This is a genomic window from Frankia sp. Cppng1_Ct_nod (assembly GCF_920656135.1).
GTDB classification, from domain to species: domain Bacteria; phylum Actinomycetota; class Actinomycetes; order Frankiales; family Frankiaceae; genus Protofrankia; species Protofrankia meridionalis.
In genome coordinates this window covers 1-23,205 of sequence record NZ_CAKKTK010000012.1, presented here as the reverse complement: position 1 = coordinate 23,205, position 23,205 = coordinate 1, and the positions used below count along the sequence as shown (strand labels likewise).

19 protein-coding genes are annotated in these 23,205 nt (G+C 67.3%); 9 read left to right on the top strand and 10 right to left on the bottom strand.

Annotation, left to right across the window (positions count from 1 at the left end):
- From NBW77_RS05895 to pknB, 6 genes are read left to right on the top strand one after another with little or no spacing between them, the layout of a single operon-like run.
- On the top strand, positions 1–525 hold the full coding sequence (locus NBW77_RS05895; protein WP_131744629.1) for an FHA domain-containing protein FhaB/FipA: 525 nt from the start codon (positions 1–3) through the stop codon (positions 523–525).
- Positions 522–1,946 carry a PP2C family protein-serine/threonine phosphatase gene (locus tag NBW77_RS05890; protein WP_131744630.1) on the top strand — a complete coding sequence of 475 codons (1,425 nt, stop codon included), beginning with the start codon at positions 522–524 and terminating at the stop codon, positions 1,944–1,946. Before NBW77_RS05895 ends, NBW77_RS05890 begins: the two co-directional genes overlap by 4 nt.
- 10 nt (positions 1,947–1,956) lie before the next feature.
- Complete coding sequence (locus NBW77_RS05885) at positions 1,957–3,438, top strand: FtsW/RodA/SpoVE family cell cycle protein (RefSeq protein ID WP_131744631.1); 1,482 nt, start codon at positions 1,957–1,959, stop codon at positions 3,436–3,438.
- Complete coding sequence (locus tag NBW77_RS05880) at positions 3,435–4,889, top strand: peptidoglycan D,D-transpeptidase FtsI family protein (protein WP_250279379.1); 1,455 nt, start codon at positions 3,435–3,437, stop codon at positions 4,887–4,889. The genes NBW77_RS05885 and NBW77_RS05880 overlap by 4 nt, the downstream gene beginning before the upstream one ends.
- Complete coding sequence (locus NBW77_RS05875; RefSeq protein WP_502799441.1) at positions 4,886–6,610, top strand: serine/threonine-protein kinase; 1,725 nt, start codon at positions 4,886–4,888, stop codon at positions 6,608–6,610. The genes NBW77_RS05880 and NBW77_RS05875 overlap by 4 nt, the downstream gene beginning before the upstream one ends.
- Positions 6,594–8,519: a Stk1 family PASTA domain-containing Ser/Thr kinase gene (gene pknB / locus NBW77_RS05870; protein WP_250279378.1), complete on the top strand. Its 1,926-nt coding sequence runs from the start codon at positions 6,594–6,596 to the stop codon at positions 8,517–8,519. The genes NBW77_RS05875 and pknB overlap by 17 nt, the downstream gene beginning before the upstream one ends.
- Positions 8,520–8,604: 85 nt before the next feature.
- Here the strand turns inward: pknB and NBW77_RS05865 are convergent, their stop codons facing one another.
- The 3 genes from NBW77_RS05865 to NBW77_RS05855 form a co-directional block, all read right to left on the bottom strand.
- Entirely contained in the window at positions 8,605–9,252 is a 648-nt protein-coding gene (locus NBW77_RS05865) for an aminodeoxychorismate/anthranilate synthase component II (protein WP_131744649.1), read from the bottom strand.
- Positions 9,253–9,373: 121 nt separating this feature from the next.
- Complete coding sequence (locus NBW77_RS05860; protein ID WP_165485719.1) at positions 9,374–11,185, bottom strand: AMP-binding protein; 1,812 nt, start codon at positions 11,183–11,185, stop codon at positions 9,374–9,376.
- Positions 11,186–11,311: 126 nt separating this feature from the next.
- Entirely contained in the window at positions 11,312–12,094 is a 783-nt protein-coding gene (locus tag NBW77_RS05855) for a DUF881 domain-containing protein (RefSeq protein ID WP_131744634.1), read from the bottom strand.
- 257 nt (positions 12,095–12,351) lie between these two features.
- Between NBW77_RS05855 and NBW77_RS05850 the strand changes: the two genes are divergently transcribed.
- A complete protein-coding gene (locus NBW77_RS05850) occupies positions 12,352–12,612 on the top strand; it encodes a cell division protein CrgA (protein WP_131744635.1) in 261 nt (86 codons plus the stop codon).
- A gap of 176 nt (positions 12,613–12,788) precedes the next feature.
- Here the strand turns inward: NBW77_RS05850 and NBW77_RS05845 are convergent, their stop codons facing one another.
- On the bottom strand, positions 12,789–14,729 hold the full coding sequence (locus NBW77_RS05845; RefSeq protein WP_131744636.1) for a glycoside hydrolase family 15 protein: 1,941 nt from the start codon (positions 14,727–14,729) through the stop codon (positions 12,789–12,791).
- A 155-nt stretch (positions 14,730–14,884) separates the two neighbouring features.
- Here NBW77_RS05845 and NBW77_RS05840 point away from each other — a divergent pair, with 155 nt between their 5' ends.
- Positions 14,885–15,412 carry a PH domain-containing protein gene (locus NBW77_RS05840; RefSeq protein WP_349816973.1) on the top strand — a complete coding sequence of 176 codons (528 nt, stop codon included), beginning with the start codon at positions 14,885–14,887 and terminating at the stop codon, positions 15,410–15,412.
- A gap of 18 nt (positions 15,413–15,430) precedes the next feature.
- Here the strand turns inward: NBW77_RS05840 and NBW77_RS05835 are convergent, their stop codons facing one another.
- Both NBW77_RS05835 and NBW77_RS05830 read right to left on the bottom strand, forming a co-directional pair.
- Positions 15,431–16,189 (bottom strand): rhomboid family intramembrane serine protease, encoded by a 759-nt coding sequence (locus NBW77_RS05835; RefSeq protein WP_242605455.1) that lies wholly within the window; start codon positions 16,187–16,189, stop codon positions 15,431–15,433.
- A 295-nt stretch (positions 16,190–16,484) separates the two neighbouring features.
- Positions 16,485–17,009 carry a peptidylprolyl isomerase gene (locus NBW77_RS05830; protein WP_131744639.1) on the bottom strand — a complete coding sequence of 175 codons (525 nt, stop codon included), beginning with the start codon at positions 17,007–17,009 and terminating at the stop codon, positions 16,485–16,487.
- A 312-nt stretch (positions 17,010–17,321) separates the two neighbouring features.
- On the opposite strand from NBW77_RS05830, the gene NBW77_RS05825 reads away from it, so the two are divergent.
- Positions 17,322–18,077, top strand: coding sequence for a hypothetical protein (locus tag NBW77_RS05825; protein ID WP_131744640.1), 756 nt, complete (start codon positions 17,322–17,324; stop codon positions 18,075–18,077).
- A gap of 29 nt (positions 18,078–18,106) precedes the next feature.
- On the opposite strand, the gene NBW77_RS05820 is transcribed toward NBW77_RS05825, so the two are convergent.
- From NBW77_RS05820 to NBW77_RS05805, 4 genes are all read right to left on the bottom strand, one after another.
- Entirely contained in the window at positions 18,107–19,855 is a 1,749-nt protein-coding gene (locus NBW77_RS05820) for an FAD-dependent oxidoreductase (RefSeq protein WP_502799440.1), read from the bottom strand.
- A 28-nt stretch (positions 19,856–19,883) separates the two neighbouring features.
- Entirely contained in the window at positions 19,884–21,152 is a 1,269-nt protein-coding gene (locus tag NBW77_RS05815; protein ID WP_250279377.1) for a helix-turn-helix domain-containing protein, read from the bottom strand.
- Positions 21,153–21,681: 529 nt separating this feature from the next.
- Positions 21,682–22,218: a methylated-DNA--[protein]-cysteine S-methyltransferase gene (locus tag NBW77_RS05810; protein WP_131744642.1), complete on the bottom strand. Its 537-nt coding sequence runs from the start codon at positions 22,216–22,218 to the stop codon at positions 21,682–21,684.
- A 106-nt stretch (positions 22,219–22,324) separates the two neighbouring features.
- Positions 22,325–23,205, bottom strand: an 881-nt coding sequence (locus NBW77_RS05805; protein WP_250279376.1) for a phosphotransferase enzyme family protein, incomplete at its 5' end; no start/stop codon positions are given.

The window sequence follows — 23,205 nt, the reverse complement described above, 5'->3', positions numbered from 1 at the left end:
ATGAACGGATCCGAGCCCAGCGACCTCGTTCTGCTGGTCGTCAAGATCAGCTTTCTCGTACTGTTGTGGGCATTCGTGCTCGCCGCTGTCCGAGCGGTGCGTCTGGACATGTTCGGCCCGACAAAACGCCAACAGCAGCACATGCAGGCGCCGATACGCCCGTCTCGCCCGGCCCCGGCCCGCCAGGCGGCGCCCCCTCGCCCGACGAACAAACCTTCTAGCCGACGATCACGCACACCAAGCAAACTTATCGTTACAAAGGGTCAACTTGCAGGGACGACGATTCCGCTCGGACCGGCGCCTGTCACCATCGGACGTGCGCAGGACTCGACTCTGGTACTGGAGGACGACTTCGCTTCCGCGAGACATGCAAGACTCGTCCCCCATGACGGCCAGTGGTTCGTCGAAGATCTGGGCTCGACCAATGGCACATACCTCGACCGCACGAAAGTGACCAGTCCCATGCCGGTACCTCTCGGCGCGCCGGTCAGGATCGGAAAGACCGTCCTGGAGCTTCACCGGTGAGCCTTAGGCTTCACTACGCCGTCCGCTCAGACGTCGGCCACGTCCGCGAAGGCAACGAAGATTCCGCCTATGCAGGCGCGCGGCTGATTGCCGTCGCCGACGGCATGGGTGGTCACGCTGCCGGCGAGGTCGCCTCCTCGACCGTAATCTCACAGTTGGCCAGCCTGGACGAGGACATCGCCGCCAGCGAGATCCTGGAAGCACTGGCCGACTCCGTGGACGAGGCCAATGCCCAGCTACGCGCGATGTCCATCGAGGATGGATCGCTGGAAGGCATGGGCACCACCGTCACCGCCCTGCTGTTGGCAGGGACCCGTCTTGGCGTCCTGCACGTCGGCGACTCCCGTGCCTACCTGCTACGCGATCAGGTCCTGAACCAGGTGACCCACGACCACACCCTGGTACAGGACCTCGTCGACCAGGGACGGATCACCCCCGAGCAGGCCGACACCCATCCTCAGCGGTCGTTACTGATGCGGGCTCTGGACGGCCGTGACGTCGAGCCGGACCTGTCCATCCGCGAGACGACCCCGGACGACCGCTACCTGTTGTGTACCGATGGACTGTCCGGGGTCGTGACCGAGGCCACCATCTTCGAGGCGCTCCTACTGCCGACACCGCAGGAGGCCGTTGACCGACTGGTCGAGCTCGCGCTCAAGGGCGGCGGCCCGGACAACATCACCGTCGTCGTCGCCGACGTGGTGGACGAAAACGATGTCGACGGTGACGAACCGCTGGTCGCTGGCGCTGCCGCGGAGAAGCGGATCGTGCCGGGAGCGACACCCGCCCGTACCGGCCCGAACCCGCGATACCCCGACCAGGAGTCACCGGCCGCCAAGGGCGCCAGGATCGGCCGGCCCGGGGCTCACCGCCACGAGCCGGAACCGGACCATCCGGTCGAGGACAGGTCGAACGATCCCACGCGGCGACGGGTGCCCCGGCCGGCTCTGATCGGGCTGTTCGCCGTTGTCCTGCTCGGTGCCGCGGTCGCCGGAAGCTGGATCTACGTTCACAGCCAGTACTACGTCGGTGTGGACAAGGAACATGTCGCGATCTTCGAGGGGATCAACACCAGCTTCGCCGGAATCTCCCTGCACAAGGTTCGGGAGCAGGAGATGCCGCTGAGCGAGCTCACCGAGCTGGCCCGTAACAAGGTGAAGAACGGCTACCCGGTGAGCAGCCTCACCGAGGCTCGTGACTTCGTCAAGCGCCTTCGGGAGACGCCGTTGCTTACGACGAACCAGGCCACTGCGACAGCCACCCCGACAGCGGCATCGACGGCGACATCGGGCACCGACGCCGCCGCCCAGAAGTCGACCGGGAGTGTTCGCGGCAACCTTGGCGACATTGCCAGTGCGATACCGTCCTGTGACCCCATTGTGACTACAGCCTGTCGCCAGACAGCCACAGCAACAGGATGACACCCACAGGATGACAGCTCTCCCCCCGCTGCGCGGTAAGGCCGTCGACCTCACGGGAACCTTCGCCCGGTTCCCGGTGCCGGCCGGAGCACAGTTGCCTCCGTACCGTCGGCGAGAGCTGTCGCTCCTGCTGTTCGCGGGGCTGCTCGCCACCGCGGCCCTGGCAGCGGTCGTACTGGCCGTCAACGGGAACATCACCTTTTCGGTGTTCACCTACGGTCTGGGGTTCAGCGCGCTGTGGGGGCTCGCCCATCTGGCGGTACGCCGGTTCGCACCCGCCGCCGACCCGCTGCTGCTGCCGATGGCGGCGGCCCTCAACGGCCTCGGCCTTGTAATGATCTACCGGATCGACCTGGCCAAGACGGCTGCCGCCGAAAAGGCTGGCCGGCACCCCCCGCCCGTCGCCGCCCAACTTCAGCTGGTGTGGACACTGCTGGCACTGGTGGTCTTCGTGCTGGTACTCGCGGTCATCCGGGACCACCGGCTGCTGTCACGCTATGCCTACACGTCCGGGCTGGTGGGACTGGTCTTCCTACTGCTGCCGGCGATGCCGGTGGTCGGCGCGACCATCAACGGCGCCCGCCTGTGGCTGCGGGTCGGCCCGTTCACCTTCCAGCCCAGCGAACTTTCGAAGATCATTCTTATGATCTTCTTTGCCGGTTATCTGGTGAACAAACGGGAGGTCCTCTCGGTCGTCTCCCGTTCCTTCCTCGGAATGCAGTTCCCGCGAGCCCGCGATCTCGGACCGGTTATCGTCGCCTGGCTCGCGAGCCTCGGAGTCCTCGTCGTGGAGAAGGACCTCGGGTCGTCCCTGCTGTTCTTCGGCATGTTCCTGGTGATCCTCTACGTGGCCACCGAACGGGCGTCCTGGGTCGTCATCGGGCTTGCCCTGTTCATGCTCGGCGCGGTGGCGTCCTACCAGATGTTCGGACACGTTCAGGTCAGAGTGGACGGCTGGCTGCACGCCTTCGAGGGCAACAGGCCGGCCAGTACCTCCTACCAACTGGTGCAGGGCCTGTTCGGCTTTGCGGCGGGCGGGATCACCGGTACCGGACTCGGGCACGGCAGCCCCCAGCGGGTTCCCTTCGCCAACACCGACTTCATCGTCGCGAGCATCGGTGAGGAACTCGGCCTCACCGGGATCATGGCGATCCTCGTCATCTACGGCCTGATCGTCATGCGTGGCCTGCGGGCCGGCGTGGGCGCCCGTGACCCGTTCGGCAAGATGCTTGCCACCGGCCTGTCCGCATCCTTGGCCCTGCAGGTGTTCGTGCAGGTAGGCGGCGTCATGCGGCTCATCCCACTGACCGGTCTGACTCTGCCCTTCATCTCCTACGGAGGATCGTCGATCGTCTCGAACGCCGCCATCATCGCGCTGCTGCTGCGGATCAGTGACTCCTACCGCCGGCCCGCGTCGTCCGAGCCGGCCGCGCCACTGTTCGACCCGAACGCGGTGGCCGACAGCCCGACGCAGGTGGTGCGGACGACATGAACTCCCCCATCCGCAAGGTCTCCATCGCCTGCATGGTGCTCTTCACCGCACTACTGATCAACGCAAACTGGCTTCAGGCCAAGGACGCCGACACCCTGCGGCACAAGTCCGGCAATGCCCGTCAGATAACCGAACGGCTCGAACGAGAGCGAGGTTCGATCGCCGTGGCCGGCGGCCAGACTGTCGCCACGTCCGTCCCGTCCGACGACGAGTACAAATACCAGCGGCAGTACCCGGCCGCGTCGCTCTACTCCAACGTCATCGGCTACTACGGGCTGTACACCTCGGCCGGGCTGGAACGATCCCAGAACGACTTCCTCTCCGGCACAGATCAACGGCTGTTCGTCTCCAAGGTCTCCGACCTGATAACCGGTCACACCCAGCGTGGTGGGAGCATCGTCACCACGCTCGTGCCGCAGATCCAGCAGGTGGCGACCACCGCGCTCGGCAACCGCAAGGGCGCGGTGGTCGCCCTCAACCCGAAGACCGGCGAAATCCTTGCCATGGTGACCAACCCGACCTACGACCCGACGCCACTGGCCAGTCACGACGATGCCACGGCCAGCAAGGCCGGCCAGGCGCTCAACACCGACCCGAACAAGCCACTGCTCAACCGCGCGGCGCAGGAAACCTACCCGCCGGGCTCCACCTTCAAGCTGATCACCGCGGCGGCTGCACTCAACGCCGGCCACCAGCTTGAGGAACGCATCCCCGCGCCCGACCAGCTCCCACTGCCGCAGAGTAAGACCGTCCTGCCGAACTTCGGCGGCGAACGCTGTGATGACGGGGAAACCGACACCCTCATCCACGCCCTGACAATCTCCTGCAACACCGCCTTCGCCAAGCTCGGCATCGACCTCGGTGACAACGCCCTGCGGGCGCAGGCCGAGGCGTTCGGTTTCAACTCCACCGTCCCCGACTTCCCCCTGGCGCAGGCCACGAGCGTCTACCCGACCGAGAAGCTCGACGGCGCGCAGACCGCGCAGTCCGCCATCGGGCAGTTCAACGACCGCGTCACCCCGTTGCAGATGGCCGAGGTCGCCGCCGCCATCGGCAACAACGGGGTCCTGATGCGGCCCTACCTCGTGGCCGAACTCCTCGGCCCGGACCTCAAGGCGATCAGCCGAACCGAACCCCAGGTGTACAAACGTCCGGTCAGCCCACAGGTCGCCGCCCAGCTGAACACGATGATGCAGAGCGTCGTCACAAACGGGACAGGTACCAAGGCGCAGCTCCCCGACGTCGCGGTCGCAGGCAAGACCGGCACCGCCGAACACGGCGACAACACCAACCCGCACGCCTGGTTCGTAGGATTCGCCCCGGCCGTCAACCCGACCGTTGCCATCGCGGTGCTTGTCGAGGACGGCGGCGGTGAGCTCGGTACCGGTGGCTCGGTCGCCGCTCCTGTCGCCAGGCAGGTCCTGAAGGCCGCATTGGACGTCCGCAGATGACCGGCCCGCAGCCTCCCTTCGGGGAGGCACCGGACAGCCGGCCCAACCCGGCAGCCATGCCGTTCGGTGCCTCGCCGAAGGGTACGGTCCTCGACGGTCGCTACCTTCTTGAAGGACGCATCGCCACCGGCGGCATGGGTGAGGTGTGGCGGGGTCTCGACCAGACGCTCGGACGTCCCGTCGCCGTCAAGCTGCTGCGTCCCGAGTACGCCAGCGACGAGTCGTTCCTCGTCCGTTTCCGCGGCGAGGCACGGCACGCGGCCCGGGTCTCGCACCCCGGCGTGGCATCGGTCTACGACTACGGCGAGGTCATCACCGATGGTGATCGACCTACCGCCTATCTGGTCATGGAGCTGGTCGAAGGCGAACCGCTGTCCGCGCTGCTGCACCGGGAGAAGCGGCTGTCACCGGAGAAGACCCTAGACGTCTTGGGGCAGGCCGCCGACGCGCTCCAGGCCGCGCACGCCCTCGGCGTCGTCCACCGCGACGTCAAGCCCGGCAACCTGCTGCTACGGACCGACGGCGCGGTCAAGGTGACCGACTTCGGGATCGCGCGCGCGGTCGACGCCGCGCCACTCACCGCCACCGGGATCATGATGGGGACGGCGTACTACGTCTCCCCGGAGCAGGCATCCGGCCGGCCGGTGACACCGGCCAGCGACGTGTACTCCCTCGGTGTCGTCGCCTATGAGTGCCTGGCGGGCCGGCGTCCGTTCGACGACCGCAACCCGATCGTCGTCGTCATGGCACACCAGCAGGACGATCCGCCGCCGCTGCCGCCCGACATCCCCGACGCCGTCCGCAACCTTGTCGAGGCTGCGATGGCGAAGGATCCAGGACGCCGACCGGCGTCCGCCGGTTCGTTCGGACGCACCGCCGCCGCGATCCGACGGAACCTGTGGAACGCGGACATGACCCGTCGTGGTGTCGGACCGATGCCTGTGCCCCGGTCGGACGCGGGTGGGGAGGCGACCCTACGGCGGCATGGGCCGAACGGGCCGTCCACCGGGTTCGACCCGACGGGGGCACCGCCTGTTCCCGACCGGCCGCCGTCATGGACCCGTCAGCGATCCTGGGCGGCACCGCCGCACGCAGCCTCACCCCATGCCGCCCCTTCGCAGGAGGAGCAGGCACGTTGGGACGCCCCGTCGTCCTGGGACGTGAAGGCCTCTCGCGGACTCCGCGACCCCCAGGGTCCACCCGCGTCGGCGGCTGGCCCCACTGCCGCGGGCTCCGCAACCGCAGGCTCCGTAACCGCAGGCTCCGCAGCCACCAGCCGCCCGGACGTCCACCCCGCGAACGCCTCCGCCTGGCAGCAGGCGCGCGCGGACCGCACGCCGACCGATCTCCAGCCGTGGGAAGGGCGGGCGGCCCGGCGGCGTGCCCACGGCGGTAACGGCGCCCCGGCTACCGGCGGGCGACGCCTGTCACTACCCATCCTGATAATCTTACTGATAGTAACCGTTACTATCGCTGCGCTGATCACCCGGACGATCGCCGGAAGCGGTAGGTCGTCGCAGGGCGCACCGCCGCTGACATGGGTGGTGCACGCGTCCGGATCCGGAGGTGGCATCGTCACCGGTGGCAGCACGACCGGGGACGACCGTGTCTCGGGTGGCCCAGCCACCACGACGACCAGGATCGGACCGGGCGTTCGAGGACAGTTCACGGGTACCAGCCCGGGAAGCGGAAAGGCGAGCACGGGTGGCAGTCGTGACTGAGGTGTCCGGGACCGAACCTCGCCTGGTCGGTGGACGCTACGAACTGGGCGAGATCCTCGGGTACGGCGGCATGGCCGAGGTCTACCGCGGGCATGACGTCCGGCTCGGACGCGAGGTCGCGGTGAAGACCCTGCGCGCGGACCTCGCGCGCGACCCCACCTTCCTGGCCCGGTTCCGGCGTGAGGCGCAGTCGTCGGCCGCGCTGAACCACCCGGCGATCGTGTCCGTCTACGACACCGGCGAAGATCTGATCAACGGCATGACCATCCCGTACATCGTGATGGAGTACGTGGAGGGACGCACGCTGCGCGACGCGCTCCAGCACGAGGGCCGGTTCACCGAGCGACGCGCCATGGAGGTCACCTCCGACGTGTGCGCCGCGCTGGACTACAGCCACCGGATGGGGATCATCCACCGGGACATCAAGCCCGCGAACGTGATGTTGTGCCGGGACGGCTCGGTCAAGGTGATGGACTTCGGTATCGCCCGGGCCACCACCGCCACCACATCCCACATGACCCAGACCGCCGCAGTGATCGGCACCGCCCAGTACCTGTCCCCGGAGCAGGCCCGTGGGATCCGGGTGGATGCCCGCAGCGACGTCTACTCCACCGGGGTGCTGCTCTACGAACTGCTGACCGGGCAGCCGCCGTTCCGCGGCGACTCACCGGTGGCCGTCGCCTACCAGCACGTCCGGGAGAACCCGCAGCCGCCGTCCAGTCACGACCGCGACATCACGCCGGACGCCGACGCGATCGTGTTCAAGGCGATGGAGAAGGATCCCGACCACCGCTACTCCACCGCCGGGGAGATGCGCGACGACCTGGAGCGCTCCCTGGCCGGCCGCCGTATCTACGCACCTCCGATCATGAGCGACCAGCTGGCCACCCGGATGAACCCGGCCATGACGAACGGCGGGACGCAGGCCATCTCGCGGGACCGCGACCCCTACTACGGCAACGCCTTCGAAGACCCCTACGGCCAGACCGGCGGCTACAACCGGGTGGGTACCGGTGGTGGCGGATCGGTCGATGACGGCCCGCCACCGCGGGAGGAGCGGCGATCCGGAGCCTGGAAGTACATCCTCGCCGGCCTGTCCGTGGTCGCGGTGTTCATCGTCGTCACACTGGTCGCGACCCACCTGCTCAGCAATAGCAAGGGCGGGACCGGTGACCCTGCCGCGGGAAAGGCGAAGATCCCGTCAGGGCTGATCGGGCAGTCGGTGACGGTTGCGAAGAACAGCCTCAGTTCCACCGGCTTCAACAACGTCACCACGACACCCGTGCAGAGCGACGCGAAGAAGGACAGCGTCACCAAGGTCGATCCGGTGGAGGGCACCCTGGTGGCCAAGACCACGGCCATCAACCTCTCCGTGTCGTCCGGGCCCGGCCAGCTCGTCGTCCCGGACGTGGTCGGCGCCACCCAGGCCGAAGCCACCAGCAGGCTCAAAACAGCGGGGCTCACCGTCCAGATCCTCGCCTTCACCGACGCGACAACCCGCAAGGTGGGCACGGTCGAGTCCACCGACCCCGTGTCGGGATCATCCGCGGCGCCCGGTGACTCGGTCACCGTCTACGTGGTCAGCCAGCAGGTCACCGTCCCGAGCGAGAAGGGTCAGCCCCTCGACGCGGCGGTCAGGGACCTCCAGCGGTACGGCTTCAACGTGACCCAGCAGTCCGTGTCGAGCACCGACCCGACCGGCACCGTGGTCAGCCAGAGCCCGGGTAGCGGTTCCGCCGGCCGCGGGTCGACGGTGATCCTCTATGTCTCGCAGCAGTCCACCGACTCCGGGACGCCGACGCAGACGCCGACCAAGAGCCCGTCGCCTTCCCCGAGCGCCTCACCGTCGTCCTCCACAAGCCCGACTCCGACGTCCTCGAAGACCCCGCGATTCGGTGGCGGCGGATAGCTGACCCCGCCTTCAGCCCGGTCGAGAGACCTCAGCGTCAGGCGAACCCTGGGCCAGGCAGACCCTGGCCCAGGCAGACCCTGCCTCAGGTGAACGCGGCCTGGCGCAAGGTCTCGACCTCTGTCGACAATGCCGGCGCCACTGACAGGGCGGTATCGTCCCCGCACTCCGACAGCCATCGCGCCAACAGCAGGTGGCCACCTTGGGTCAGCACCGACTCCGGATGGAACTGGACGCCTTCCAGCGGAAGGGTCCGGTGTCGCAGCGCCATCACGACACCGCTCTCGGTACGCCCGGTGACCTCGATCTCGTCCGGCAGCGTCGCGGGGTCGACCACGAGCGAGTGGTAGCGCGTCGCGGTGAATGGTGACGGCAGGTCCGCGAGCACCCCGACACGGGAGTGATGTACCACGGACGTCTTGCCGTGCAGCAGCTCGGGGGCACGTCCGACGGTGGCCCCGAACGCGACCGCGAGGGCCTGATGGCCCAGGCACACCCCGAGCATCGGGATGCCGGCCAGGGCGCATGCCCGCACCATCTGCACGCTGACGCCGGCTGCCTCGGGCGTGCCCGGCCCAGGTGAGATCAGCACCCCGGCGACGTCCAGGGTGGCCAGCTCGCCGGCGTCGACCTCGTCGTTACGACGGACGACGCTGTCCGCGCCGAGCTGGCCCAGGTACTGCACCAGGTTGAACACGAACGAGTCGTAGTTGTCCACGACCAGGATCCGCATTGCCCCGATCCGCATAGCCTCATCCCCTGTCTGCCAGGTGTCGACCGGTCCGCATGTCCGACCCCGACCAAAGGCAGCGCGATCATATCTTTGTGCGCCGCCGGAGGCCTGGAAACACCGATCAGCCGCGGGCGGCGGGCTCCTGACCGGCGTCCGTCTGTGCGACCTTGCCCTGCTCCGCCCTTACCTTCTCCTCGTCGCGCAACGCCCGGCGCAACACCTTGCCGATTCCGATCCTCGGCAGCGGTTCAGTCCGGAACTCGACGATTTTCGGGATCTTGTAGGCGGCAAGGTGTTTGGCGGCGTGTGCCCGCATCTCCTCGGTGGTGAGCGTCTCTCCGGGCCGCAGCACCAGGAACGCCTTGACCGTCTCGCCCCGATAGGCGTCCGGTACACCGATCACCGCGACCTCGGCAACCTCGGGGATCCCCGACAGGACCTCCTCGATCTCGGTCGGATAGATGTTGAACCCGCCCGCGATGATGAGTTCCTTCTTGCGGTCGACGATCTCGAACCAGCCGTCGGTGTCCATCCGCGCGATGTCACCGGTGAGAATCCAACCGTCCTCGGTCAGCGTCGTCCTGGTGGCATCCGGGTTCTCCCAGTAGCCGGTGAACACCTGCGGACCCCGGATCAGCAGTTCACCGGACTCACCCACCGGCATCTCCTTCGTGTGGTCCTCCGCATCGACGATCTTTGCCTCGGTGGACGGGACGGGCAGACCTATCCAGCCTGGGCGGGTCGCGCCACCCAACGGGCCGGCGTGGCTCAACGGTGACGTCTCGGTCATGCCGTATCCCTCGACCACCGCCGTACCCGTCGCGGACTCCCATCGCTGCTGGAGCTCGGCAGGCAGCTTCATCGCGCCGGACACACAGCTCCTGAGCGAGGTGAGGTCCGCGGTTCTTGCCCGTGGACTGTCCAACAGCGCCTGGTAGATCGGCGGCACCCCCGGAAAAATCGTCGGACGGTGCTTGGCGATGGCGTCGAAGACCATGGCCACATCGAATTTCGGCAGCAGCACGATGTGAGCGCCGAGCAACACCCCCTGAATCATGCACAGCGTCATCCCGTACGCATGGAACAGCGGCAGGACTGCGATCATCACCTCCCGTCCGGGTCTCGCGTCCACAATCCACGCGCAACCCTGCACGGCATTCGCCACAAGGTTGCGGTGGGTCAGCATCGCGCCCTTGGCCGCACCGGTCGTTCCTGTGGTGTAGAGCAGGACCGCGACGTCGGACGGCGCCGCGGCCACCGTGGCCCTCACTGGCTCCGACCGGCCCAGCCGCAGCACGGCGAGAAAAGCATGCGCGCGGGCTCCCGCGGGCAGATCCGTTACGATCTCCGCACGCTTCTGGCGGGCCTTGGCGACAGGCAGGCGCAGTAGCAGCTGGTCCTTCTTCGGCAGGAAGTCCGGAATGGACGTGGAGATCACTTCGCGGACCTTCGTCCGCCCGGACCGACGGGCCGCCTCCACCGCCGCGTACGTACGGTCCAGGCAGATCACATACTCTGCCCCGCAGTCGGACAGCTGATGGGTGAGTTCGGCCTCCGTGTAGAGCGGATTGGCCTCGGCAACGATCGCACCGAGCCGCAGTACGGCGTAAAAAGCGATCACATGCTGCGGACAGTTCGGCAGAATCAGCGCGATCCGGTCGCCGGCCCGGACACCCAGTTTCGCAAGACCTCCGGCAAATTCACCGATCTGTTCCTGGACCTGGCTGTACGTCAGGGTCGTCCCGAAGAAGGAAAACGCCGGGCTCAGCGGAAATCTGGCGGCAGTATTCTCGAACAGCTGACCCAGTGTGATATCGGGAATCTCCACATCAGGAGGGATGCCTTCGTCGTACGATGACTGCCACGGCCTGTCAGCATAGGTGGTGGCTTCGGTCTTGGCGGTCTCCCGCCCGGTCGTCGATCCACCTGGCATCGTGGGCACGCTCCTCATCAGATTGCGGTTGGGCGCCATTCTGGCAAGGAAACGACGGAGAAACATCTCCGGCAAGCCAGGGTCGGCCCGATCGGCGCAACCGCGTTGCCGGAGGCCTCCGGCAACCTACCGGGGGAGCGGGGTCGCGGCACGCAGCACCGTACCGCCCTGATACGCCGGGAGCCGGACGTCCCGGTCGATCTCAACGTGGTAGCCGAGCCCGTACGCATCCACGTACTGACGATAGATCCCGACCCCGGAGTCGACGTCGAGCGCCCGGACCATCGACGCCGTATCACCGATCGCTGAAACCGTGAACGGTGGTGAATAGACCTTGCCCGCCAGCAGCAACGTGTTACCCACACACCGGACGGCCGTGAGCGCGGTGACCCGCTGACCCATGATCGTCATCGCCTCCCCGCCACCCGACCACAGGGCATTGACGACGGCCTGGACGTCCTGCTGGTGGACGACGAGATCATCCGGTACCGGTGAGGGCACCCCGGGTTGGCGTGGACGGGTGCGGGCCTGCGGGGGCGCGTCGTCCAGGACAACGGTGACGGCCGGCCCCGCGACCGCGGTCAGACCGGCGGGCGCCAGCAGGGCGTCGGCACGGCTGCGCTCGCCGATGATCCGTGGGTCGTCGGTCGAACGGGACCGGGTGTCCTGCGCGATCCGTGCCCTGAGTTCGGCGGCTGCGGCATCCAGGTCGGCAACCTGCCGCTGACGTTTACCGATCAGCGGAGCAAGGTCCTCATGGCTTGCACGCAGATCGACGCCCCCCGCCTCGACCGCACTGACGACGAACGCGAAACCGGCAAGCGCAACCACGACCGGTACCGCGAACCGCCAGGTCGAGTTGGGACGACCGACCCACCACGACGGCCGCCCGGCACAGCGCGTCAGCATCCGTATGCTCCGCCCGTCCCTGTCCCACTCGATGCCGAGCCGGTCCCCCCGAACCCGGAGTCCTTCCCGAACCGGCACAGCCGGTTTGAGAGGCCCGGGCCAGCTGGATGTGAGCCTACGCGCAGTCGCGGGACGAATGTCTACCCTGTGGGCACGTGGTCCACACCGTCGGAGGTCGGTGCCGCCGGTGTGGACGATTTCACCAAGGTCGCAAAATTGACAGGATTGTCGCATCAAGATTGCCAAGGAGTCGCACAGTGCCCGTTTCCCGGCGTCGCAAGAAGAAGTCGACCTACTCCCCGCCCACGGGCACCCAGGTCCGCAAGCGCAAGCCACCGTCTCCGCCCTGGATGGGCGCGCTGATCCTCGCCCTCTTCCTGATCGGGATCGCGTGGTTGCTCGTGTACTACTTCTCCAACGGCGGCATCCCCGGGATGGAAAGCCTCGGCGGCTGGAACATCCTGGTTGGGTTCAGTTTTGTCGTGGTTGGCCTCGGCGTGGCCACCCAGTGGCGCTGACCTGCGACATCACTCGCGGTCCGAAGTTGCACGGCTGTCATTCGTCCCCAACGGTTGTCCACAGTGTGGATATCGTTCCGCTGGGCACTCCGGGCTCCGGCCGTGATCTGCCGGTGTGAGGTGCCGGCCCCGACAGCGGGTCGGGGCCGGCCGACCGCACGCTCAGAACGGGACGATCAGGACGATGATGTCGGGTGGGCCGGGCTCGGGTGGGCAAAACCCGAGCCGTCCTCGGCGCGTATCACATGCATAACCGCGTTGATCAACGCCAGATGGGTGAACGCCTGGGGGAAGTTGCCGAGATGCCGCCCCGTGCTCGGGTCGAGCTCCTCCGCGTACAGGTCCAGCGGGCTCGCGAAGCTCAGCAGGCGCTCGCAGTGCTTGCGGGCCCGCACCAGCTCACCGATCTCCACCAGGGCGGACACCAGCCAGAACGAGCACATGAGGAAGGCGCCCTCCTCCCCCACCAGACCATCGTCGGTCTCCTCCACCCGGTAGCGCAGCACGAGACCGTCGACGGTCAGCTCGTCGGCGATCGCGAGGACCGTGGCCCGGACCCGCGGATCATCCGGCGGCAGGAACCCGAGCAGCGGCATGAGCAGCAGGGACGCATCCAGCGCTTTCGATTCGTAACACTGGGTGAAGACCCCTCGCTCGTCGAGACCGTTCGCACACACATCGGCGTGCATCTCGTCTGCGACGGCCGCCCAGCGGGCCGCGGTCTTCGAGTCCCCACGCATCGCGGCCAGCCGCCGACCACGGTCGGCGGCAACCCAGCACATCACCTTTGACGAGGTGAAGTGCCGAGGTTCCCCACGTACCTCCCAGATGCCGCAGTCCGGTTCACGCCAGTGTTCGGCGGCCGTGTCCACCAGCCGGACGAGCACCGGCCACAACCGTTCCGACAGGTAGTCACGCGAGCGGGTGTGCAGGTAGACCGAGTCGAGGATCGCGCCCCACAGATCATGCTGACGTTGGGAGAACGCGGCGTTTCCGACCCGGACCGGGAACGCCCCGTCGTACCCGGACAGGTGTCCGAGGACCTGTTCGTTCAACCGGCTCTCACCGCCGACCCCGTACATGATCTGCAGGTCGTCACCGTTCTCGCAGAGGTCCGCGATGAACGAGAAGAAGTCGTTCGCCTCGTAGTCGAGACCGAGGGTGTAGAGCCCCCACAGGGCAAAGGTCGAGTCGCGTATCCAGCTGTACCGGTAGTCCCAGTTGCGCTCACCCTGCGGGGTCTCCGGCAGGGACGTCGTGGACGCCGCGAGCAGCGCGCCGGTCGGGGCGTAGGTCAGGCCCTTCAGCGCGAGCGCGCTACGTTGCAGATGCCCGCGCCACGGGTGGTCCGGGAAGACTCCGCGAGACAGCCACTGCCGCCAGAACGCGGTCGTCCGCGTCACCGCAGCCACCGCCTCCGCGTAACTTGCGGGAAGGAAGGGCTCACTCGCCCGCCAGCCCAGAGCCACGAACGCGGTCCCGCCCTCGGTCAGCGTGGTGCGGGCGTGCGCTCGACGGCCGTCGAAGCCCAGCCGCAGGTCGGTACGCAGCCGCAGGGTGATGCCGCGGTGGCCCGACTCGGTCGGGCTCCCGTCATCAACGGTGAGCGCACTGCCATAGCCGTCATCCTCATACGCCCATCCGGCCGGTCTGCTGCCGTAGTCGAAGTTCGGCTCGCACAGCAGCGTCAGATCGACCGTGCCGTGCTCGCAGCGGGCCAGCCGGAGCAGGACATGTTCGGCATCCCAGTCCGTCGGGGTGCGCCGGTGGGTCCTGGAACGCTGCTGAGTGCGGTGCCAACGTCCGACGATCAGGCAGTCGATGACGATGAGCCAGCCGTTCGGTGTCTGCCAGGTCGTCTCCAGGATGTTCGTTCCCGGCAGGTAGCGGCGCCCGGCTGGGACTGTCGTCCGGTCGGGGCCGAACCGGAAGCCGCCCGCGGACCGGTCGAGGACCGCGCCGAACACCGACGGGCCGTCCGGCCGCGGCAGACACATCCACTCGATGTTGCCACTGGGGGCGACCAGGCATGTGGTCTCGCAGTCGGAGAGGAACCCGAACTCGGCGATCGGCGGGAACGGACTCCCCGGACCACGTCTTGTCGGTGACGATGCCACGTCCGCCCTCCTCCTGCGCCTGCGTGCTGCGCGGGACGCGGAGCACCGGACACAACATCACTAGAAGCAACAGCAAGACAGCGGATAGTAATCGTCGCGGGTGTCTGGCGGACGCAGGCCGCGCTGGACGGGCATGTGGCGACGCGAACTGTGCTGTGCTGGGTGCCGTGCAGGACGACGATGCGCGGGACGACAAGGTCACCAGCAGAAGTGCCCACGACAGGATCGCCCCGCGCGTCGCCCCGCGCGTGTGGTCGCCTCCGTGGTGGCGGGTGGCCTCGTACGCGGTGGCGGGCGCGGTTACACTCACGGTCTCGGCAGTCGAGGAACTCGCCTACCGGTTCGGTTCGCTGGACGCCGCGGGTCGCCTGCTGATCGCGGTCACCGGAGCCGGCCTGCTCATCCTGGCCGTACGCGACGCCGTGGCCCGGCCGGCACTGCGTGTGGACGACGGCGGGATCGACCTGGTGGACGGGATCCGCCGCCGGCATCTGCCGTGGGCCGCCGTGCTACGGGTCCGGGCCGACACCCTGACCCACAACCGCCGGGGGGTCCACATCCGCATCCTGACGGTGGACACGATCGACGGCCCGGTACTGCTCAGCCGGCGTCAGCTCGGCGCCGAACCCGATCGGGTCGCCGACGCGGTGGAGGAGATCCGGCTGCGCCTCAGCCTCGGTTGACAGCCTCGGTTGACAGCCTCAGGTGAGCGTGGACGTCCGCACCACCGCGGCCAGGAACAAGGCACCGAGGATGCCGCCGACGGCCGCTGCCTGGAGCCGGCCGCGGCGCGGCGGAATGTAGGCGTAGACCGCGCCGACCAACAGGCCGACCACGAGACCACCGATGTGTCCCCATTTGTCGATTCTGCTGATGGTGAAGGTGATGACCAGGTTGATACCGACGATGACAAGGATTGCCGACGTGTCGGCCCGCAGCCGCCTGGCAATCACGTAGTACGCGGCGAAGAACCCGAACACCGCGGTGGACGCCCCGACCGAGAAGGTGTTGAAGCCGTTCAGCAGATAACTGAGCGTGTTCCCACCGACGGCACAGACGACGAACAGCGCGAGGTAGCGCGTCCGGCCGAGGATCTGCTCCAGTTGGTATCCGAGCAGGTAGAGCGCGTACATATTGAACAGGATGTGCAGAATATTCGCGTGCAGGAAAGCGGCGGTCACGAGCCGGTAGTACTCGTTATTGCTCGCTATCGATGGGCCGTACAGGGAGTAATCCTGGGTGAAGGTGTTGTCCGTGCCGCTGCCGGAAAGCCCCGGCAGCCCCTGCAGGAAATACGCGACCACGCAGAGGCCGATGAGCACCTGGGTGACCAGCCCAGGGCGTCCCATCACGGCCCGCCCACCGAAACCGCTGCCCGGCCGGCGGGCGGCACCGTCGCCGCGACGGGCGGCCGCGCCGGCTTCTTCCGGACAGTGGAACCCGACCGGCGCGGGACGCATGCACTCAGGGCAGATCGGGCGCCCACACCGCTGGCAGGACACGTAGGTCTCGCGGTTGTCGTGTCTGTAGCAGTGAGGAACAGGCCGGTCGCTCGAGGATGGGATGTTCTGGGATTGGACGTTCCGGGCCTGGGCAGCCGGCGTCCAGCCGTCCGGCACGCCAGGCGGCCCGGCCGTGGGACGCCAGGCATCGGACCCGGGCAGGCGCTCGGCGGGCTCGCTGGGACCGGTGGGGCCGCCATCCGGCTCCGACCAGGGCGAGCTCATTACACCGGTCCCGTCATCTTCGGGCCTCTCAGGCCTGACGTCGTTCGACAACGACCTGCCGCACCACGATGTCGGTGGCCGGGCGGTCCTGAGCACCTGTCTGGGCCTTGCTGATCGCGTCGACGACGTCGGTGCCGCGGGTGACCTCACCGAAGATCGTGTGCTTGCGGTCCAGCCAGGTCGTCGGCGCTACGGTGATGAAGAACTGGGAACCGTTCGTACCCGGGCCCGAGTTCGCCATGGCAAGAAGGTACGGACGGGAAAAGCGCAGGTCCGGGTGGAATTCGTCAGCGAACTTGTAGCCCGGGCCACCACGGCCGCTGCCGAGCGGGTCACCACCCTGGATCATGAAATCCGGAATCACCCGGTGAAAGATCGTCCCATCGTAGAGGGGCGTCACCTTCTTCTCGCCCGTTGCGGGATCGGTCCACTCCCGGGTGCCGGTGGCAAGCCCGACGAAGTTCGCGACCGTCTTGGGCGCCTGGTTCTCGAACAGCAGGATCTCGACGTCACCCTGGGTTGTCTTCAGCGTGGCGTACAGCTCCTCGGCCATGAGGCTCTCTTCCGTAGAGTTGGTAGCGGCTGATCACCGGTGGCGGTCGGTGTCATGTCCGATGTCCAACGGCCGCCGCGGTGTCGATACTCCGCCGATCGTATGCGCCGGGTCCCAGTGGCTCGCGAGGCTGCTTCATCCGAACATCACCCGGCTTCGAAGGTACGTCAACAGGGCGCCCAGACCCCACATGACAGCCGCGAGAACCAAGAGTATTACTACGAGCACAGTCCGCATAGGTGTTGCGCGGAGCGCAACGATGGGTAGGGCAGTCCCAGCAGGTCGTGGCGTGGGCCCGACGAAGGGAAGCTGATGAACACCAAGCTGACGGAGAAGATTTCATACGCCGCTGAGCACGTACCCGTGAACGAGATCCCGACCGCAGCGAGGACCGCGGCCAGGCGTGCCGGGACGACGGTGTCACGTGCCGCGACCAGAGCTGGTGAAGCAACCGGGTCCGCCGTCACGGCGGGCCGTGCGAGCCGGAAGATGGCCTCTGGCCAGGTCGCAGCCGTCGCCTCCACGGCCGGCCAGTCCGCCGCAAGCGTGAGAAGCCACGTAGCCGCGGCATCGGGACGTGCCGGGCGACGGATCGAAAGAGCCCGACTAGCCGCCGAGTTGTCCACGGAACGTGCCCGCAACGCCACCGAGCTACAGCTGACGAAGAGCCGGTCCCGACGCGCCCTCCACAACGAGGCGAAAGCCCGCGCCCAGGCGGAGAAAGCTCAGTTCGTCCTGGAGCAACAGCTCGCCAAGGCCGAGCGGAAGATCGAGCGGGTACACCGGCGCCGTCGCCGGGGGATCATTGCGTTCCTGCTGATCGGTGCCGGTGCCGGTGCCGCGGTAGCGGCCCGCGCGAATGTTCGGCGGGCACCCGCGAACGAGCCGATCACAGCGACGACCGTCAGCCCGTCCGCAGTGAGTGACCCGAATCCGGCGGTGTCCAGCCCCTCTGACACGGGTCCTTCCAACACCGGACCTTCCAACACCGGTCCATCCAGCACTGGTCTGCCCGGTGCGGGCAGCGAGGTGGACCCGATCGCCGAATCCGGCCGCGGCATCCGGTAGGAGGCAGGGCTACCCAGGCAGCTCCTGCGCTAAGAACGCCCGATGCGGTAGGCCGCCGGGGCATGATCGGGTACCGCCGGATGTATCGGGCGAACCGGTGAAACGCGGCGATAGGGCGACCCGACGGGCGGGCGCGTGTCGCGTTCGCCCTTGTTCGGCCACAGGGACATCGCGCGTTCGGCCTGCGCGGTTATGGTCAGCGACGGGTTGACCCCGAGGTTGGCCGTTATCGCCGCGCCGTCGATGACATGCAGTCCGTCATATCCAAACACCCTCTGGTAGGGATCAATGACCCCGCTGGACGCGGAATCCCCGATGGGGGCACCACCGAGTATGTGTGCGGTCATCGGGATGTCTAAAATCTCCGTCAGTGTGCCGCCGGGAAACCCGCCCATGCGCCTGGCGATCCGGCGGGTCGCGTCGTTCCCGACGGGAATCCAGGTCGGGTTGGGTTCGCCGTGACCCTGCGCACTGGTCAACCTGAACCGCCCGAGCAGACCTCTTCGTCTCGTGACCTTCAGTGAGTTGTCTCGTGACTGCATGACCAGAGAAATCATGGTGCGCTCCGACCATCGCCACGGCAGCGGCAACGACACGAACAGAAGCGGATGCCGCAGGGCCTCACGCGCGAACCTGACCCAACGCGGCGTTCCGTGATCACCATCAGTCATCAGCGTGGCCAGCAGGGCCATCGCGTTGCTGCCCCGACCGTAGCGGACCGGCTCGATATGGGTGTCCGCATCCGGGTAGAAGGAGGACGTGATCGCGACCCCACTCGCGATCCGCCTGTCCGGACGGAACCTGGTGGCTCCGACAATTGACTCCGAATTCGTGCGGGTGAGTTCACCGACTCGTGGCGACAGCGCCGGCAGCACGCCAGTGTCCCGCATCGTGAGCAGAAGCCGGGTGGTACCCAGTGCGCCGCCGGCGAACACCACCTGACGGGCGTGCCACGTCCGGCGGCCCCGGCGGATCCAGGACCCGGTACGGACCGTCCCGATCTCGTACCCACCACCGGGCAGCGCACGGACCACGGTTGCCTCGGTGTCGGGAAAAATCCGGACGCCGTGCCTCTCCGCGAGATAGAGATAGTTGTAGTCCAGGGTGTTCTTCGCGTTCCAGCGACAGCCGGTCATGCATGCGCCACATTCACGGCAGCCGGTACGGGTCGGTCCCGAGCCGCCGAAGAACGGGTCCTCGACCTCGACATCGGGTTCTTTTCTCCCGTCTCGGCCGAAGAACACGCCCACGTCGGCGAGCCGGAAGGTGTGACCGACGCCCATTTCCTCGGCAACCGCCCGGAACACCTCGTCGGTGTAGGTCGTCGTCGGGTTTCGCACCACTCCGAGCATGCGTTCGGCCTGGTCATAGTAAGGAGCCAGTTCGTCCCGCCAGTCGGTGACATGTCCCCACTGCCGGTCGGTGTAGAAGGCGTCCAACGGCCGGTAGAGAGTATTTGCGTACACCACCGACCCGCCGCCGACAGCCGCGCCGGAAAGAACGAGAACGCGGCCGAGCAGGGTAATTTTCTGAAATCCGTGGCAACCCAGCCGAGGTGCCCACAGATACCGACGTATGTTCCAGTTGGTCGCGGGAAGCGCCTCTGGCGGGAATCTCCGGCCAGCTTCCAGAACAATGACCTGATAGCCCTTTTCCGCCAGCCGGAGGGCGGCGACGCTGCCGCCGAAGCCGGAGCCGATCACGATCACATCGGCGTCCATACCCTCAGGCAGATCGCCCGACGACCCGTCTGGCACCACCGAACCACCCCCGGACATGCCCGTTCCTGCCATTCCTCACTATCTCTCAGGCGGCGCCGCTGGCTCGCTGCGGGCGGACCCGAGCCTGCGCGGCTCCGGCAGCGGCTGCCTGCTCAATCGCGGCAAGCTCCGGAAGAGCGACCGAGTCGGGCTCCGCTGCCGACATGGCGACCGCGGGCCCGACCTCGACACGACGCACAGCGACGGCCGGAGCCGCAATCCACGACCGGCACGACCGGCACAGGCATTCCGACGAGGATGCCGGCAGGTGGTCCAGCCTCCGGAGCAGGTGGTCGGCGGGGTCGTCGACCCGACCGGCGCCAAGGCTTGGCCCGACGGTGTCCACCAGGTGCATGGCCAGTTCCGCCGCATTCCACGAACTATCGCTCAGGATGTGGGTGAGCCGGTCTCGGGCGGCGCCGAAGGTCTGCGGGTCGCGCCGCATCGCCCTGGCCAGCGTCCCGACAACCTGCTCGGCGGCTTCGGCGACGGGATGAACCGTGCGGCGAGGCCCGATCGGCCCGGCCTCGGCGGTTCGTAGGGTGCCCGCCGGGGACGCGGGGACAGCGGGCGGCACCGCGGCAGCGGACGCCGGCACGGGCGACGCGGGGACAGCGGGCGGCACCGCGGTGGCCGTAACCAGCGAAAAATCCCCGACCACCGTCAACGCATTGGCCATGGCGGCACCCGTGATTCGGGCACGGCGTCGGGCGGCGGCAGTCGGCCGGTCCGAAGCGGCCCGCGAGCCTGTCACGCGCCGAGCGCGCCCGGCGACGCCCGGCGTGCTCCCGGCACGCGGGCCATCCGCGTAGTCGGCCTGCGGGTACTGGGCGGGAGCGGTCTTCGCGGCGCGCGTCTCGCCAACGCCCACCTTGACAGCAGTTGCGGATTCGGCTGCCCGAACGGAGTCGGACATGCTCAGCGCGAAGCTCGCGGGCCGGCCGGCGGCCGGCCGGCTCAGCCCGATCAGCCAGCCCAGGTTTCGTAGCAGTCGGATCTGGCGTTGTACGTGGGTACGGCTGTAGCCGGTCTCGAAGGCAAGCGTCACGAGCCCCGGCGCGCAGGCCGCGACAGACCCGGGCAGCGTCGTCCGGGTCGGTCCGCTGAAAGCGTCCGCGGAGTGGCTGGCGATGGCAAGCGCCACGAGCTTGGCCGCACGGGGAAGACCGGAGCGCAGCACCGCACGTTGCCAGCCGGAACGATCCGCCACAGGCGTCCCGGAGTCGGACGTGGGCATGAGCACCAACGCGCCCGGGATCACCAACTGCGTCCCCACGTTTGCGTGCCGGGGCAGAGCCCGGGTGTCCTCGACCACATTCCTCCTTTCGCCCTGTTGGCGTATACAGCCAGAACAGCGAACCTGTACCGAAAGTAGTTAAATTCTCACCAGGCACACCGGCTTACGCAGGAGCCGGATGCCTCGGTCCACATCGGCCGAAGCGCGCTCAAGCACGGTACCCCGGCGATACGGGCGGCAGCGCCCATGCCGACCACCATCGACACACGGGGACAACACAACTTCACGAACACGTTGTGTAACATTTGAGAGGTTGATGAGGCTCTTTGCGTAATCATCCCTGGTGCGACATCACCCTGGGGAGTAGATGGTTGACCTTTAGTTGTTCTGAAACATCCATGAGTTGGTCGTCGCTGGACTCAACGGACACAGGTGATGCCACACCCTGCGATCGGTATACGGACATGCGTAGATCAATATTCGGACACCGTGGACGATGGCCTCCACCTTGCGAGAACCTGACAGATCAGTCGCGCTGGCGAACAAAAACGCTACACAACAAAACGAAATAACCGCCACTGGAGAGGGTTGGCCCCCCGGTGTGGATTCACCTCAACCGACCAGCGGTCCCGGTCGGTCTCTTGGCGAGTGATCGGGGCGGTCCCGGGTCCGACTGATCGATTCGAGACAGGGTGCGCCGTTCGAGGTCCAGCAGATGCCGCTTACGACCGATACCACCGGAATACCCGGTCAGCGCTCCGCTCGAGCCAATCACTCGATGGCATGGGACGATTACGGGAAGGGGATTGCGGCCGTTGGCGAGCCCCACAGCCCGGAAGGCCGAAGGCCGACCGACCGCCGTGGCGATCTCCGCGTAGCTGCGGGTCGCACCGTAGGGGATGTCCGCCACAGCGTCCCACACCGCTCGTTGAAACAGTGTGCCAACCGGGTGCAGCGTCACATCGAAAGCAAGCAGATCGCCGATGAAGTACGCCTCGAACTGTTCGATCACATCCCGGAAGGCCACCGGGTCGGGTTCAACCCCGGCCGGCCACGGCAGCCCGGCGTCCGGCTCCCCCATGTGGACAGCGCACAGACCGACATCGTCACCAACCAGCAGCAGCGGGCCCAACGGAGAACTCATCCTGGCATATCGGGTAATACCGTCCACGCCGGCTGACGCTACCTTCCTGCTACTACGCAGGAAAACGATGGCATCACAACAACAGTACGGAGGTACTCGATGAACATCAGCCTCTCCTTCTCAGGTAATCGTCCGCAAGATCGCAGGATGTAGCGGCGTACCGCGCCACGCTCGCAACCGCGTCAGCTTCCGGATGGGACCCGAGCCATGCCACCAACAACAGTCGGCGCAACAGGACGAAGGTCGTCACCATAGCCTCCTCTTCCACCGAAACCGGCAGGTGACGTCGATACTCGGTCAGCCAGGCGTCCACCAGCTCGGCCACCTCGGGGACATGTTCGATGAACGACAGGGACGCGGCAAGATCGTAGAGATACCAGCTGAACCCGCAGTCGTCGAAGTCGATAACGGTGATCTCACCGGACCCCCCGTTGACCAGCAGGTTCGCCAGCCGCATATCGGCATGGACCAGACCGAACCGGTCGGGCGCATGCCCGAACCGCCGGATCCTGCGGCGGACCTCGTCGGCGGCGCGGGCCAGGACGGCGACACCCGCCGGGTCGGCATCCGCCGCCCCGCCACGCTCGGCGCCGACAGCGGCACGCATCCCGTCCCGCCAGGCACCCCAACGGCCGCCCGAACCAAGGGTCGTATGCCATGTCCAGTCGAACCGGGTGAAGTCACTCGGGCGCCGCCACCCGCGAACATGTCGATGAAGGCGTGCCGTGATCTCACCGAGTTCGGTGAACCCGCGGACAAGAGCCATCCTGTCGGATGGCTCCGGCGAGGACCCCTCGACCCAGTCGAAGAGCACCGCGTAGCGCGGTTCGCGACACTGCGGGCCACCAGCCTTGCCGGGGTCATCGGACGAGGTGCCCACTCGGGACGGATCAGGCGTGGCTACCGTCACCAGGTCACCACGGCGGGTAGGAACGACAGCGGGGGTACGCACCACACCATCACGCCGCAACGCTCGCACCCAGGCGA

Excerpts from the sequence above, each read along its gene's own strand:
- NBW77_RS05895 (WP_131744629.1), top strand. The coding sequence starts at position 1 with ATGAACGGATCCGAGCCCAGCGACCTCGTTCTGCTGGTCGTCAAGATC.
- NBW77_RS05885 (WP_131744631.1), top strand. The coding sequence starts at position 1,957 with ATGACAGCTCTCCCCCCGCTGCGCGGTAAGGCCGTCGACCTCACGGGA.
- NBW77_RS05880 (WP_250279379.1), top strand. The coding sequence starts at position 3,435 with ATGAACTCCCCCATCCGCAAGGTCTCCATCGCCTGCATGGTGCTCTTC.
- NBW77_RS05875 (WP_502799441.1), top strand. The coding sequence starts at position 4,886 with ATGACCGGCCCGCAGCCTCCCTTCGGGGAGGCACCGGACAGCCGGCCC.
- NBW77_RS05865 (WP_131744649.1), bottom strand. The coding sequence starts at position 9,252 with ATGCGGATCCTGGTCGTGGACAACTACGACTCGTTCGTGTTCAACCTG.
- NBW77_RS05860 (WP_165485719.1), bottom strand. The coding sequence starts at position 11,185 with ATGCCAGGTGGATCGACGACCGGGCGGGAGACCGCCAAGACCGAAGCC.
- NBW77_RS05855 (WP_131744634.1), bottom strand. The coding sequence starts at position 12,094 with ATGCTGACGCGCTGTGCCGGGCGGCCGTCGTGGTGGGTCGGTCGTCCC.
- NBW77_RS05835 (WP_242605455.1), bottom strand. The coding sequence starts at position 16,189 with ATGCGTCCCGCGCCGGTCGGGTTCCACTGTCCGGAAGAAGCCGGCGCG.
- NBW77_RS05830 (WP_131744639.1), bottom strand. The coding sequence starts at position 17,009 with ATGGCCGAGGAGCTGTACGCCACGCTGAAGACAACCCAGGGTGACGTC.
- NBW77_RS05825 (WP_131744640.1), top strand. The coding sequence starts at position 17,322 with ATGAACACCAAGCTGACGGAGAAGATTTCATACGCCGCTGAGCACGTA.
- NBW77_RS05820 (WP_502799440.1), bottom strand. The coding sequence starts at position 19,855 with ATGTCCGGGGGTGGTTCGGTGGTGCCAGACGGGTCGTCGGGCGATCTG.
- NBW77_RS05810 (WP_131744642.1), bottom strand. The coding sequence starts at position 22,218 with ATGAGTTCTCCGTTGGGCCCGCTGCTGCTGGTTGGTGACGATGTCGGT.